13 protein-coding genes are annotated in these 14602 nt (G+C 42.2%); 12 read left to right on the top strand and 1 reads right to left on the bottom strand.

The features are described 5' to 3' along the window. Window positions 1-303 precede the first annotated feature (303 nt). The 11 genes from pstS (at window position 304) to hemN (ending at window position 12175) form a co-directional block, all read left to right on the top strand. The gene (gene pstS, locus PR834_RS17925) at window positions 304-1347 is read left to right on the top strand and encodes a phosphate ABC transporter substrate-binding protein PstS (protein WP_272536839.1); all 1044 of its coding nucleotides are present in this window, start codon (window positions 304-306) and stop codon (window positions 1345-1347) included. Window positions 1348-1477: 130 nt separating this feature from the next. Continuing rightward, complete coding sequence (gene pstC, locus PR834_RS17920) at window positions 1478-2434, top strand: phosphate ABC transporter permease PstC (protein ID WP_004262847.1); 957 nt, start codon at window positions 1478-1480, stop codon at window positions 2432-2434. Window position 2435: 1 nt separating this feature from the next. After that, window positions 2436-3317 (top strand): phosphate ABC transporter permease PstA, encoded by an 882-nt coding sequence (gene pstA / locus PR834_RS17915; RefSeq protein WP_036958603.1) that lies wholly within the window; start codon window positions 2436-2438, stop codon window positions 3315-3317. 38 nt (window positions 3318-3355) lie between these two features. Further along, the gene (gene pstB / locus PR834_RS17910; protein ID WP_004262838.1) at window positions 3356-4132 is read left to right on the top strand and encodes a phosphate ABC transporter ATP-binding protein PstB; all 777 of its coding nucleotides are present in this window, start codon (window positions 3356-3358) and stop codon (window positions 4130-4132) included. A 13-nt stretch (window positions 4133-4145) separates the two neighbouring features. Further along, window positions 4146-4859 carry a phosphate signaling complex protein PhoU gene (gene phoU / locus PR834_RS17905; RefSeq protein ID WP_036958602.1) on the top strand — a complete coding sequence of 238 codons (714 nt, stop codon included), beginning with the start codon at window positions 4146-4148 and terminating at the stop codon, window positions 4857-4859. Window positions 4860-5524: 665 nt separating this feature from the next. Next, entirely contained in the window at window positions 5525-6364 is an 840-nt protein-coding gene (locus PR834_RS17900; RefSeq protein WP_004262826.1) for an ABC transporter substrate-binding protein, read from the top strand. A 110-nt stretch (window positions 6365-6474) separates the two neighbouring features. Beyond that, window positions 6475-7227 (top strand): amino acid ABC transporter permease, encoded by a 753-nt coding sequence (locus tag PR834_RS17895; RefSeq protein ID WP_262960621.1) that lies wholly within the window; start codon window positions 6475-6477, stop codon window positions 7225-7227. A gap of 1 nt (window position 7228) precedes the next feature. After that, window positions 7229-7981 carry an amino acid ABC transporter permease gene (locus PR834_RS17890; protein WP_004262820.1) on the top strand — a complete coding sequence of 251 codons (753 nt, stop codon included), beginning with the start codon at window positions 7229-7231 and terminating at the stop codon, window positions 7979-7981. A gap of 185 nt (window positions 7982-8166) precedes the next feature. Continuing rightward, window positions 8167-9501: an NCS2 family permease gene (locus PR834_RS17885; protein ID WP_004262814.1), complete on the top strand. Its 1335-nt coding sequence runs from the start codon at window positions 8167-8169 to the stop codon at window positions 9499-9501. A 452-nt stretch (window positions 9502-9953) separates the two neighbouring features. Beyond that, a complete protein-coding gene (gene yihI / locus PR834_RS17880) occupies window positions 9954-10469 on the top strand; it encodes a Der GTPase-activating protein YihI (RefSeq protein ID WP_096863541.1) in 516 nt (171 codons plus the stop codon). Window positions 10470-10801: 332 nt separating this feature from the next. Then, window positions 10802-12175, top strand: a complete 1374-nt coding sequence (gene hemN / locus PR834_RS17875; RefSeq protein WP_153673257.1) for an oxygen-independent coproporphyrinogen III oxidase — start codon at window positions 10802-10804, stop codon at window positions 12173-12175. Between the two features lie 213 nt (window positions 12176-12388). On the opposite strand, the gene ampC(Phz) is transcribed toward hemN, so the two are convergent. Next, the gene (gene ampC(Phz), locus PR834_RS17870; RefSeq protein WP_243750174.1) at window positions 12389-13531 is read right to left on the bottom strand and encodes a class C beta-lactamase AmpC(Phz); all 1143 of its coding nucleotides are present in this window, start codon (window positions 13529-13531) and stop codon (window positions 12389-12391) included. Between the two features lie 182 nt (window positions 13532-13713). Between ampC(Phz) and PR834_RS17865 the strand changes: the two genes are divergently transcribed. Beyond that, window positions 13714-14595, top strand: a complete 882-nt coding sequence (locus PR834_RS17865; protein ID WP_110592684.1) for a LysR family transcriptional regulator — start codon at window positions 13714-13716, stop codon at window positions 14593-14595. Window positions 14596-14602 lie beyond the last annotated feature (7 nt).

The raw sequence follows: 14602 nt of genomic DNA, 5'->3' as shown, positions 1-14602 counted from the left end.
GCAAATTGTTTTGAGTATTATTTTATGGTTGCAGGATAAAAATATTTTTCGCTTTTATGACAGTCTGTCATTTTTCTTTTTGACGTCAGCTTTGAAATAATAGTTTTTTAACTATTTGAATTTTATAATATAAAATCTAATCCATCTTTGTTTTTGTTTCCTCGCCAGTGAAAAAATCAGCAATTGTCATAAAACTGTCATAAAAACGACATGTTGTCGTAACTAAATTGTCCTATTTTTCCTACCGTGACATACACCCAACAATTTCATACTTGATTGTTTCTATACATCCCCGGAGGGATTATGAAAATGACGCGTACCACCTTAGCAAGCGTAATGGCAGCAACTTTATCTCTGACTGCAATGTCTTCTTTTGCTGCTACCAGCCTGACCGGAGCTGGCGCGACCTTTCCTGCTCCTGTTTATGCGAAGTGGGCAGACTCTTATCAGAAAGAAACAGGTAATAAAGTAAACTATCAGGGGATTGGTTCTTCTGGTGGTGTCAAACAAATCAATGCAAAAACAGTTGATTTCGGTGCATCTGATGCCCCATTAACTGATGAAAAATTAAAAGAAGATGGCTTGTTCCAGTTCCCAACTGTTATCGGTGGTGTGGTACTGGCTGTTAATGTAAAAGGAATTGAGTCAGGGCAACTGACTTTAGATGGCAACACATTAGGCGACATCTATTTAGGTAAAATTACCAAATGGAATGACCCAGCAATCGCTAAATTGAACCCAAATGTTAGTTTGCCAGACCAAGCTATCGCAGTTGTTAGACGTTCTGACGGTTCTGGTACCACGTTCGTATTCACCAGCTACCTTGCTAAAGTCAGTGCAAGCTGGAAATCAGACGTTGGCGCGGGTTCTACCGTTAACTGGCCGAAAAATAGCGTAGGTGGTAAAGGTAATGATGGCGTTGCAGCTTTCGTACAGCGTCTACCAGGTTCTATCGGTTATGTTGAATATGCATACGCAAAACAGAACAACCTTGCGTATACTAAATTAATCTCTGCTGATGGCGAGGCGGTTTCACCAACGGGTGAAAGTTTCAGTGCCGCAGCGAAGAAAGTTGACTGGTCTAAATCTTTTGCACAAGATTTAACAAACCGTGATGGCGCGAATGCATGGCCGATTACTTCAACCACATTTATCTTAGTTCACAAGCAGCAAGCGAATGCGGAAAAAGGCAAAGCGGTTCTTGACTTCTTCAACTGGGCTTATGATAAAGGTGGTAAACAAGCGGAAGCATTAGATTACGCAATTTTACCTCAAGAAGTCGTGACCGCAATACGTGCAGCATGGAAAACAGAAGTTAAAGATAGCCAAGGTAAAGCATTATTCTAGGTGAACTTAGGTTTTCTAAGTGCACTTAGGGTTGGAAATGGCGGGTAAGTGCTGAGGAACAGGGCTTACCCGCTCATCGTTGTAACGCAATCCTGTAGAAAAGAGCAGGAATGAAATGAGAACAAAGCGCATGGCCGAGAAAACAACGGCATTTAGAGCTCCCAGCAAATCAGGTGATGTGATTTTTAGTGCACTGGTAAAGATTGCCGCGCTCATCACTTTGTTAATGCTCGGAGGCATTATTATTTCCCTTATTTTTGCATCTTGGCCAAGTATGCAAAAGTTTGGGTTTTCGTTTTTGTGGACCAAAGAATGGGATGCACCGGCTGAAGAATTCGGTGCTCTTGTGCCTATTTACGGCACTATCGTTACATCGTTAATTGCTCTGATTATCGCCGTTCCCGTTAGTTTTGGTATAGCACTGTTCCTAACAGAACTGGCACCCAATTGGTTAAAACGTCCTCTTGGTATCGCGATTGAACTTCTTGCTGCTATCCCAAGTATCGTTTATGGGATGTGGGGGTTATTTGTCTTTGCTCCTCTGTTTGCAGAATATTTCCAAGAGCCAGTTGGTAATGTGATGTCGAGTGTGCCGATTGTCGGTGAATTATTTTCAGGGCCTGCATTCGGGATCGGTATTTTAGCAGCGGGGATTATCCTCGCGATTATGATTATTCCCTACATTGCGTCAGTGATGCGCGATGTATTTGAACAAACGCCTGTGATGATGAAAGAGTCAGCTTACGGCATTGGTTGTACGACATGGGAAGTGATTTGGAATATCGTGCTGCCATATACCCGCAATGGGGTAATCGGTGGAGTTATGTTAGGCCTTGGCCGTGCACTGGGTGAAACCATGGCGGTGACGTTCGTGATTGGTAATACTTACCAACTTGATAGCGCATCACTGTTTATGCCAGGTAACAGTATCACCTCGGCACTGGCAAATGAGTTTGCGGAAGCGGAGAGCGGTTTACATACCTCGGCCTTGATGGAACTTGGACTTATCCTGTTTGTTATCACTTTTATTGTGTTAGCGATTTCCAAGTTGATGGTCATGCGTCTTGCGAAGAATGAGGGCCGTTAATATGTCGATATCTCAACCTATCGCAGTGAATGAAAAAGAACGAGCACGCCGTCAAGCGTGGCGTCGTCAAGTTAACAGAATGGCTCTATTTGTCTCAATGTTAACCATGGCTTTCGGCTTGTTCTGGTTAGTGTGGATTTTGTTTTCTACAGTCACTAAAGGGATTGATGGCATGTCCCTCAATCTGTTTACTGAAATGACTCCACCACCGAATACTGAAGGTGGCGGGCTGGCAAATGCCATCGTAGGTAGTGGTTTATTAATCTTATGGGCGACAGTTATTGGTACGCCTTTAGGGATTTTAGCGGGAATTTATTTAGCAGAATATGGCCGTAAGTCATGGCTAGCTTCAGTCACCCGATTTATTAATGACATTTTATTATCAGCTCCGTCTATCGTTGTAGGGCTGTTTGTGTACACCATTGTGGTTGCTCAAATGCAGCACTTCTCGGGTTGGGCTGGGGTTGTGGCGCTTGCATTGCTGCAAATTCCAATTGTTATCCGAACCACTGAAAACATGTTGAAATTAGTTCCGGATAGCTTACGTGAAGCCGCTTATGCACTTGGCACACCAAAATGGAAAATGATTTTATCTATTACGCTAAAAGCATCTGTGTCAGGGATTATCACTGGGATCTTGCTTGCAATTGCGCGTATTGCTGGGGAAACCGCACCGCTTCTGTTTACTTCTCTGTCAAATCAGTTCTGGAGTACGGATATGAGCGAACCAATTGCTAACTTACCGGTGACAATCTTCAAATTTGCAATGAGCCCATTCTCCGAATGGCAAGAGCTTGCATGGGCAGGGGTTCTGTTAATTACCCTATGTGTCCTGCTCATTAACATCATTGCACGTGTTGTGTTCGCACAGAAAAAACACTAAGCGCCAGATAAATAAAGATTTAGAGAGAAAAGCAAACCATGATTAATGCAAACGATATTGCAAATAGTAAAATTAAAGTACGTGACCTCAACTTCTATTATGGCAAGTTTCACGCACTGAAAAATATCTCTTTAGACATTGAAAAAAATAAAGTCACTGCGTTTATCGGCCCATCAGGCTGTGGTAAATCGACGTTACTACGTACCTTCAATAAAATGTATGAATTGTATGGTGAACAGCGCGCAGAAGGTGAAATTTTACTGGATGGTCAAAATATCCTGACAGATAAACAAGATATCGCGTTATTGCGTGCGAAAGTCGGAATGGTTTTCCAAAAACCAACACCATTCCCGATGTCAATCTACGATAATATTGCATTTGGTGTGCGTTTATTTGAAAAATTATCTCGTGTAGAAATGGATGAACGTGTGCAGTGGGCGTTAACAAAGGCTGCATTATGGAATGAAACCAAAGATAAGCTACACCAAAGTGGTTATAGCTTGTCGGGTGGGCAGCAACAGCGTCTCTGTATTGCTCGTGGTATTGCTATTCGTCCAGAAGTTTTATTGTTGGATGAGCCCTGTTCTGCTCTTGACCCAATTTCAACCGGTCGAATTGAAGAACTGATTAGTGAATTAAAGTCAGAATACACCGTGGTAATTGTTACCCACAATATGCAACAAGCAGCACGCTGTTCTGACTATACGGCTTTCATGTATTTAGGGGAGTTAGTTGAGTTTAATCATACTGACAAAATGTTTACTACCCCAGAAATGAAGCAAACTGAAGATTATATTACTGGCCGCTACGGTTGATATGGAGCCGACGATGGATACGCTGAATCACAACAAACATATATCGGGGCAGTTCAATGCTGAACTGGAACATATCCATACTGAATTGATGACGATGGGGGGGCTGGTCGAAGAACAGCTTACCAAAGCCATTACGGCCATGCATAATCAGGATGAAGCCTTAGCGCGTGAAGTTATCGAAAATGACCATAAAGTCAATATGATGGAAGTGGCCATTGATGAAGAATGCGTTAAGATCATCGCGAAACGCCAACCAACGGCGAGTGATTTGCGCCTGATTATGGCAATTTCAAAAACCATTGCTGAGCTGGAAAGAATCGGCGATGTTGCAGACAAAATTTGCCAAACTGCATTGGAAAAATTCTCTCATCAACATCAGCCCCTGTTAGTGAGCTTAGAATCATTAGGCCGCCATACAGTGCAAATGCTACATGACGTATTAGATGCATTCGCACGAATGGATCTCGAAGAAGCCATTCGTATTTACCGTGAAGATGAGAAAGTTGACCAAGAGTATGAGGGCATCGTACGCCAATTGATGACCTATATGATGGAAGACCCTCGGACGATCCCAAGTGTATTAACGGCATTGTTCTGCGCACGTTCAATTGAGCGCATCGGTGACCGCTGCCAAAATATCTGTGAGTTTATTTTCTACTATGTGAAGGGGCAGGATTTCCGTCATGTGGGTGGGGATAGTCTTGAAAAGATGCTAACGAACAAATAAATGCTCGTCATATTTCGTACTGTGGCGGTGTTGGCTTCGCTCGGCTACTCGGGTCACATACTGGTGTATGCTCCCCGAGATATCCTTGCTTGCCGCCTAGCCACAATACGAACTATTTAGAGCATAAATGCTGGTCATATTTCGTGCTGTGGCGGTGTTGGCTTCGCTCGGTGATTCGGGGCACATACTGATGTATGCTCCCCGAAATATCCTAGCTTGGTGCCTAGCCACAATACGAACTATTTAGAGCATAAACGCTGGTCATATTTCGTGCTGTGGCGGTGTTGGCTTCGCTCGGCGATTCGGGGCACATACTGATGTATGCTCCCCGAAATATCCTAGCTTGGTGCCTAGCCGCAATACGAACTATTTAGAGTATTGATACGTTTGAACAGTTATTTCTTTAATGACTATTGGCGTATATTTTCAGGTACAAAGCATCTAAAAATTTAGCTTAAGATTTTTATACCGACTTTCTTCTTGCTCAATAAGAGTCTATTGATGGTTTAACCATGTTGGGGCCTTTGTACAAAGCTTGCCCTTTTTTGTGTGGTTTTATATTCTATTTTGTTATAAATATATTATTTAATATTATTTCAAGTGCTAAGCAATAGTTGATAGCTTGTGATGGTCGATTTACAAAAATTTACCGTCAGGGGTGTTCAATGAAAGCTCGTATTCTAACGACTGTTTTACTTACAGGTTTAGCGCTGACAGCGAATGTCGCTAGCGCAGATAAATTAGATGATATCAAACAAGCGGGTGTGATCCGCATTTCAGTATTTGATAGTAACCCACCATTTGGTTTTATTGACCCACAAACTAAAAAATTAGCGGGTTATGATGTTGATATTGCGCAAGAAATTGCAGATGGCCTAGGGGTAAAACTTGAGCTTCGTCCAACTAATCCAGCAAATCGCATTCCACTTCTAACTTCAGGAAAAGTTGACTTGATTGGTGCTAACTTCACCATTACAGATGAACGCGCAAAACAAGTTGATTTCTCAATTCCTGATTTTGCGACAGGCCAAAAATTTATTGCCCGTAAAGGCGTATTAAAAACACCTGACGACATCAAACCACTGCGTATTGGCGCAGACAAAGGTACTGTGCAGGAAGTGACTTTGCGTGAGCGGTTCCCTGAGACTAAAGTGATTTCTTATGACGATACCCCACAAGCTTTCGCTGCACTGCGTAATGGTAACGTCCAAGCTATCACACAAGATGATGCAAAACTGGTGGGCTTATTAGGTAATTTACCTGAAAAAGTGAAAGCAGATTTTGAGATTTCCCCATTTAGCCTGACGAAAGAATACCAAGCATTGGCAGCAAGCAAAGGTGAAACGCGTTTGGTTGAAAACGTCAACGAAACACTGTTGAAACTGGAGAAAGAAGGTAAAGCCGAGGTGATCTATAACCGCTGGTTTGGGCCAGATACCAAAGCTGCACAGCCACGCGGAGACTTTAAATTCGCACCACTGAGTGAGCAACAGCCACAGTCTTAATGGGTAACGGTAAGTACTCAGTGATTTGAAGCCCCGCACTCTGTGTGGGGTTCTTGGTTATAAAGGATGAGTTTTTAATCACAAGCTGTGAAGGCAATAGGTCGTGAACAATGTTTGAAAAATTTTTAAATGGTGATTTTTGGTCTGCCCATTTCTTGGCACCGCAGTATTTAGAATGGTTTGGCTACGGCTTTTTGATCACTATTTGGATCTCGATTTGTACCATTGTTGCAGCCACTGTATTGGGTTTGATAGTTGCATCAGCAAAGGATAGCCAAATTACTCTTGTGCGTTGGGCTGTGAGTATCTACATCTCTATTTTCAGAAATACGCCTTTGTTGGTGCAGTTATTCTTTTGGTATTTCGCTTCTGGTGAAATTTTACCCTCTGCTGCAATGGAATGGCTCAATACTCCCCATGAAGTCCATTTACTTGGAATCACAGTGGGTTGGCCGTCATTTGAATTTTTAGCCGGTTTTATCGGTTTGACCCTTTATACCGTGCCGTTTATCGCTGAAGAAATTCGTGCTGGGATCCGTGGCGTTCGTCAGGGACAGAAATATGCTGCGTTTGCTTTAGGGCTAACCTCATGGCAGGCCATGAAACTGGTGGTATTACCGCAAGCCGTTAAAATCGCGATGCCTCCACTACTGGGCCAATATATGAATGTGGTAAAAAATTCATCATTAACGATGGCGATAGGCGTCGCAGAACTGTCTTATGTCTCCCGCCAGGTTGATAGCCAGACACTGCAAACCTTTGCTGCATTTGGTGTGGCAACCGTTTTGTATATTGCCATTATTGCGGTAATGGAAGGTTGGGGCCAGTGGCGTCAACAGCGTAATTTGGCTCAGGGGGTATAAGATGGATTTTTCGATTATTGAGCAGAATTGGCAATATTTATTGTTTGGTACTTTTCCGGATGGGCCACTTGAAGGCGCTGCACTGACGTTAGTCATTAGTTTACTTGCCGGTGCGGCTTCTATTGTATTAGGAACATTGGGTGGAATAGCTTTAGCCATGCTGCGGGGCTTCTGGGTTAACCTATTTGCTGCGATTTTAGGTTTTTTCCGTGCAATTCCGGTCATTATGTTAATTTTTTGGACCTATTTTCTGTTGCCAATCTTATTGGGTATGGAAATTCCGGGTATTGCAACAGTCGTCTGTGCATTGGCATTAATTACTTCTGCATATTTGGCTCATGCCGTGAAAGCTGGCATTTTAGCGATAGGAGCAGGGCAGTGGCAGGCAGGGTTATCCTTGGGGTTTAGCCGCTGGCAGGTATTGTGGAATGTCGTATTGCCACAGGCCTTACGTATGATGGTTCCTTCATTTATTAACCAGTGGGTAGCATTAATTAAAGATACCTCGTTGGCTTATGTTGTTGGTGTTGCGGAGCTTTCTTTCTTAGCAACCCAAGTGAATAACCGTGAAATGGTTTATCCTCTCGAAGTTTTCTTATTCGTAGCATTTATTTATTTTGTAATGTGTTTTGCGGTAGAAATTATTGCGAATAGGGTGGCGACAAAGCTGAGTGCGCAACATCAACCCCAGAAACTGGCTGCGAAACATCGTTTATTGTTTTGGCGCCGACAAAAATTGTTAGCACTTTCCTAAATCAAAAGTGGTGGTGAAATACTCACCACTTTTTCACTCCACTATTTTGGTTTCTATTATTATTTCATCTTGGCGTATCAGTTAGTTAGGACATTTTTGCCCCTTATAGTTTACGCAATCGTTTTCTTTTGTGATTTTTAATTGTAGTATAGGGCGAAAAAAACTTTTTTTGGGCGCAATATCTAATGAGTAATCAATCTTCTAGCTCGGCACAACCGCAGGGCTTGTTTCAGCGTGTTTTTAAATTGCAAGAGCACGGCACGACAGCACGGACAGAAGTTGTTGCAGGCTTCACCACCTTCCTAACGATGGTATATATCGTTTTTGTTAACCCTCAAATTCTCTCAGTTGCAGGCATGGATATCAAAGCTGTGTTTGTCACCACCTGTTTGATTGCGGCTATTGGTAGTATTTTGATGGGGCTGTTGGCAAATTTACCGATTGCAGTAGCACCTGCTATGGGGCTGAATGCTTTTTTTGCTTTCGTTGTAGTTGGCGCGATGGGCTATTCATGGCAAGTTGCAATGGGGGCCGTATTTTGGGGGGCAGTCGGGTTATTTATTCTGACATTATTCCGTATCCGTTATTGGATTATCGCCAATATCCCGCTTAGTCTTCGCGTCGGGATCACCAGTGGTATCGGCCTATTTATTGCGATGATGGGGCTGAAAAACTCCGGTATTATTGTCGCTAATCCAGACACGTTAGTCTCTATCGGTAATTTGACTCACCATAATGTTTGGTTGGGAGCCCTCGGGTTCTTTATTATTGCAATCTTAGCGGCTCGTAATATTCATGCCGCGGTATTAGTTTCTATTGCAGTGACCACCTTGATTGGCCTAGCTCTGGGGGATGTGAAATATTCTGGGATATTCTCAATGCCGCCAAGTATCACGAGTGTCGTCGGGCAGGTTGATTTCGCTGGCTCTTTAGACTTAGCGTTATCCGGTGTGATTTTTGCCTTTATGTTAGTAAACCTGTTTGACTCATCAGGCACCATGATAGGTGTGACTGACAAAGCTGGTATCACAAATGAACGCGGAACTTTCCCACGGATGAAGCAAGCGTTATATGTGGACAGCTTGAGCTCTGTTGCAGGTTCAGCGATGGGGACATCTTCTGTCACCGCCTATATTGAAAGTTCTTCTGGTGTTTCTGTTGGTGGGCGTACAGGTTTAACTGCGATTGTCGTTGGTATTCTATTTCTATTGACCATGTTTATCTCACCTCTTGCCGGTATGGTTCCTGCTTATGCAACTGCGGGTGCCTTGATTTACGTGGGCGTGTTGATGACTTCAAGTTTAACCCGCGTGAAATGGGATGACTTAACTGAGTCTGTACCCGCATTTATTACCGCAGTGATGATGCCATTTAGCTTCTCAATCACAGAAGGTATCGCACTAGGCTTTATTGCGTACTGTGCAATGAAAATTGGTACAGGCCGCTGGCGTGATCTGGGGCTGTGTGTGATTTTAGTGGCGGCGATGTTTCTACTAAAAATGGTGCTCGTCGACGCCTGATATTCGTCATACTTCAAGCTGTGGCGTTGTTGTCTTCTCTCGGCTACTCGGGTCACATACTTATGTATGCTCCCCGAGATAACCTCGATTGACGCCTAGCCACAACTTGAATTATTTAGAATATTGCTCAAGATGACTCTCTATTTTCTGTCCTCTAACGGTACAGCTATTTAGAGTATTGGAACGTTTAGGCAGCTTGAATTAATTAGTGTATTGGCGAAGTGATCATTTTCTGTAGGTAAAGCTATTTAGAAGATTAATCCCCCCTCATACGGCTCTTCCTTTTTGTTGCTTGCATGCAACACAAATTATTTAAGGTATAATCATTAAAGTACTATTGCGAAGGCAGGGTGGAGTAAAAAATCCGCCAAAATTGCAAACTAGTGCTTTCCCCCTTTATGGGATCCTGCTAGATTTCGCAGCAGAAACTGACTTTATCAAGGTATCAGACCATGAATGCACCAAAAAAACCGGCTGCTAAGCCAAAGAAAAAATACCGTAAAACTAAAGAAGAGATAAATGCGGAAGGCCGTGAGCGTAAGCGCGAGAAAAAACATCGTGGTCATAAATCTGGTAGCCGTAACCAAGAATCTGCTTCTAACAATGCTAAAGGTGGGCAATCTACCACCACAGACCCGCGTATTGGTAGCAAAAAACCGATTCCATTAGTTGTGGATGATAACAAACCTGTAGCGCGTCCAGTGGTGAAAGAGATGCCAGTCGCTAAAGAAAAATTGACGCCAGAAAAAGAGTTGGAAATGCTAGAAAGCGATGACCGCCTAGATAGCATTTTGGCGCGTCTGGAGGATGGCGAAACTATCACTGCGCAAGAACAGCAGTATGTTGATACCTGTTTAGACCGTATTGATGAACTGATGAATATTCTCGGTATTGAATATAGCGAAGAAGAAGAGGAAGAAGACGAAGAAAAACTTGATGACATTATGCGCATCTTAAAAAGTAAATAATTTCGTTTAAAAGATCCCTCGCGCTAGCGGGGGATTTGGCTATTTTTTCTGCTAACTCACTTTTCTTTGATGTTGAATCAAGTCTCTTTTCTCTAACATATTTATACTGGTCATATTCAAAGCTGCAGCGTTGTTGACTATGTTCATTCGCACGAGTCTCATACTTATGTATACTCCTAGCGACTCATTCACTTGTCGCCTAGCTGCAACTCGAAATATTTAGAGTCTATAATGCTTATGCAGGTTATAAAATTTTCACTCTCATCGAATAACAAATTAAATAGAGTGAAGTCATCGTTATAGTTTGAGCTTTTGGTCAATTGAGGAATGTTATGTCAGAGCAAAATATTGTTTGGGATCTTTCTCTCATTCAAAAATACAATTATTCAGGGCCTCGTTATACCTCGTATCCCACAGCCTTGGAATTCAATCAAGATTATGATGAGAATGCGTTTGTTCAAGCAACACAACGTTATCCTGATCGACCTTTATCGCTCTATGTCCATATCCCTTTTTGCCATAAACTTTGTTATTTCTGTGGCTGTAATAAATTAGTGACACGCCAAAAACATAAAGCCGATGAATATCTTAAAGTAATTGAACAAGAAATTATTCAGCGCGCAGCTTTATTAAAAGGTCGTATTGTGACCCAGATGCATTGGGGCGGTGGTACTCCGACTTACCTCGATAAAGCTCAAGTCAGCCATTTGGTTGGTTTATTGAAAAAGCATTTTCATTTTGCGGATGATGTTGAAATGTCCATCGAAGTCGACCCGCGTGAAATTGAACTGGATATGATAGACCATCTGCGCCATGAAGGGTTTAACCGCTTAAGCATGGGAGTTCAGGATTTTAATAAAGAAGTTCAGGTGCTGGTTAACCGTGAACAGGACGAAGAATTTATTTTTGCCCTAATTAAACGAGCAAAAGAAACGGGTTTTACCTCAACGAGTATTGATTTGATTTATGGTTTACCTAAACAAACTCCTGAAAGCTTTGCATTTACCTTAAAGAAAGTGGCTGAATTATCACCAGATCGCTTAAGTGTGTTTAATTACGCGCATTTGCCTAATTTATTTGCGGCGCAGCGTAAAATTAAAGATGCTGATTTACCAAGTGCAGAGCAAAAACTCGATATTCTGCAAGACACAATCGCAACCCTCACCAGAGATGGCTATCAATTCATTGGTATGGACCACTTTGCTCGCCCTGAAGATGAGCTCGCTGTGGCCCAACGAGAAGGGGTTTTACACCGTAATTTCCAAGGTTATACGACTCAAGGCGACTGTGATTTATTAGGATTAGGCGTTTCTGCGATCAGTATGTTAGGCGATAACTACGCGCAAAATCAAAAAGATTTGAAAACCTATTATGCGCAAGTTGAAGAGCAAGGCCAAGCGCTGTGGCGAGGTCTCGTCTTAACCGATGATGATTGCTTGCGCCGTGATGTTATTAAAACCTTAATCTGTAACTTCCAATTGGATTTTGCACAAATTGAAGCAATCTATCCAATTGACTTTAAATCTTATTTTAAAGAGGATTTAGAGCTATTGAAGCCAATGGCAGAAGATGGATTAGTCGAAATGACAGACAAAGGAATTAAAGTTACGCCGCAAGGGCGTTTACTTATTCGTAATATTTGTATGTGTTTTGATGTTTATTTACGTAGTCAGATGAGGCAGCGGCAGTTTTCCCGCGTTATCTAAATGCTCTTCATAATTCGTGCTGTCGCGTTGTTGTCTTTAATACTCTTCATATTTCGCGCAATAGCTGCGTTGGCCTTATTCGGCTACTCGGGTCATATACTTTTGTATACTCCCCGAGATAGCCGAATTTTGCCGCCTTGCTCTAGCACGAACTATTTTGAGTATTACTGGTTCGTTATCTGATTATTTAGAACATTGGATGTTCTGCGTGGGCTAGTGTTTCGCTTTTTCGATTAGCTGGTAGGCCGCAGTGATGCGGTCAGGGATTGGATACCATTTGTTGGATAAAATAATAATACCCACTTGGTTTTCCGGAATAAATGCCGCATAGGTTGCAAAACCATTGGTTGAACCTGTTTTATTGTAAAAAGCCTGTGTTTCAGGTGGCATTACAGGATGGATAGCTTCAACTTTTTGCGGTGTGAGCGCCATTTCATTTCGGTTACCTTGCTGTAATTGAGCAAGAGATACTGGCCACGAATAGCTTTCCCACATCATATCTTGCATAAATGAATCGGTCATATAGAACCCAGTATGGGTGTTTTCTACGGCTTCTTGCCACGGCTTAGCGACTTTCTTCGTTTGCATATTAATATCTAAGAAGCGAATTAGATCTTTAGCATTAGATTTCAAACCATAAGATTCAGCATCTAAAATTTGTGGTGCTACACGAATGGGCTGATCGTGCTTATTATAACCTTGAGCATAATTTTTCTGTTGGTTTTTAGGGACATGAATATAGGTATGTTTTAGCCCAAGTGCAGGCAACATTAATTTTTCCATCGCTTGCTCAAATGGCATTTTGAGTTGTTTAGCGGTAACGATACCGAGTAGCCCCACGCCAAGATTTGAATAAGAGCGATATTGCCCAATGGCTTTGGTAGGTTTCCACTGCTGGTAATAACGGATTAATTCAGCTGAATTAGTAATGCTATCAGGCACAAATAACGATAAACCGGAAGTGTGAGTAGCCAAGTTCATTACTGTGACTTGGTCAAAAGCAGACCCTTTTAATTCAGGAAGATAGTGGCTTACCTTTTGCGAAAAATCGAGTTTTCCTTGGTCTTGTGCATAGGCTGCGAGTGTGGCAGTAAACGTTTTAGACAAAGAACCAATCTCAAATAAAGTCTCATCACTGACAGGTACTAAGCTTTGCTTAGACTGCACACCATAGTGATAAATATAGTGTTTCCCTTCAACGGAAATTGCGACAGACATCCCTGGGATCTGTTTTTGTTCCATCAGAGGTTTAATAATGTCATCCACATCCTTTTGAGTGAACGCATTAGCGGATAGCGTGGTTAACGCCAAACTCAGTGCGACAAAAATTCGCCCCTGACGAAAAAGAGTTTTCATAGAGTTATTCCAATAAGTACAAGTTTAAGTTATTGCTAACAGGAACTGAAAGCACTTCATTGTAAATTTAAAGTGCTTTAATATAGGCTATTAGGCGGTTAAACCGCGATTGCAAAGCAGTATGCATGCTTTCGGTCATTATTTAAAACGATATAAAATTCGATGAGGTAAAAGAAAATCTTATGGCAGAAAATTATCGTCATCGGCTTCCACTCAATGCGCTTAGGGCATTCGAAGCTTCAGCGCGGCATTTAAGTTTTACACGAGCAGGAATAGAGTTGAATGTCACTCAGGCAGCTGTTAGTCAACAAGTTAGGTTGTTAGAGGAGCAGCTGGGACTAGAACTCTTTATTCGCTTACCTAGAGGGCTTGCATTAACTGATGAAGGGCTTGCATTGCTGCCCGTATTGAGCCGCTCTTTTGACCAGATTGAGTCATTACTACTGCAATTTGAAGATGGCCATTATCGAGAAGCTTTAAGTATTTCAGTGGTCGGTACATTTGCTGTGGGCTGGTTATTGCCAAGGTTAACCCAATTCTCGGAACTATACCCTTATATTGATTTACGCATTATGACTCATAACAATGTGGTGAATCTCGCTGCCGAAGGCGTTGATTTTGCTATTCGCTTTGGGGAGGGCTTATGGCCACTGGTTGAAAATATCCCCCTATTTTCAACAGCTCATACTGTACTTTGTTCAGAGAAAGTCGCAAGCCAGCTCAAACATCCATTAGATTTAAAATCCCACCAGTTAATGCGTTCATATCGTAAAGATGAATGGGAAAAATGGTTTTTAGCTGCGGAGATTGAACCTTGGCGTGTCAAAGGCCCAGTATTTGATTCATCGCGTTTAATGGTTGAGGCTGCGTTATTAACTGACAGTATAGCATTGGTGCCAAGTTGCATGTTTAGTCATGAATTAAGTGCTGGGGCGTTAGTTCAACCTTTTGATATATCTGTAACACTGGGTGGATATTGGTTAAGCCGTTTAAAGTCAAGAGTCATGACACCAGCGATGGCGATATTTCGTCATTGGTTGGTGGAGGAGTCTAAAAAAGAATAATAAGTCG

Origin of the sequence: Providencia sp. PROV182 (genome assembly GCF_028480325.1) — a bacterium.
In the GTDB taxonomy this organism is placed as follows: domain Bacteria; phylum Pseudomonadota; class Gammaproteobacteria; order Enterobacterales; family Enterobacteriaceae; genus Providencia; species Providencia hangzhouensis.
Note: the sequence above shows the minus strand (reverse complement) of the source record. Positions and strands in the feature narration are given on the sequence as shown.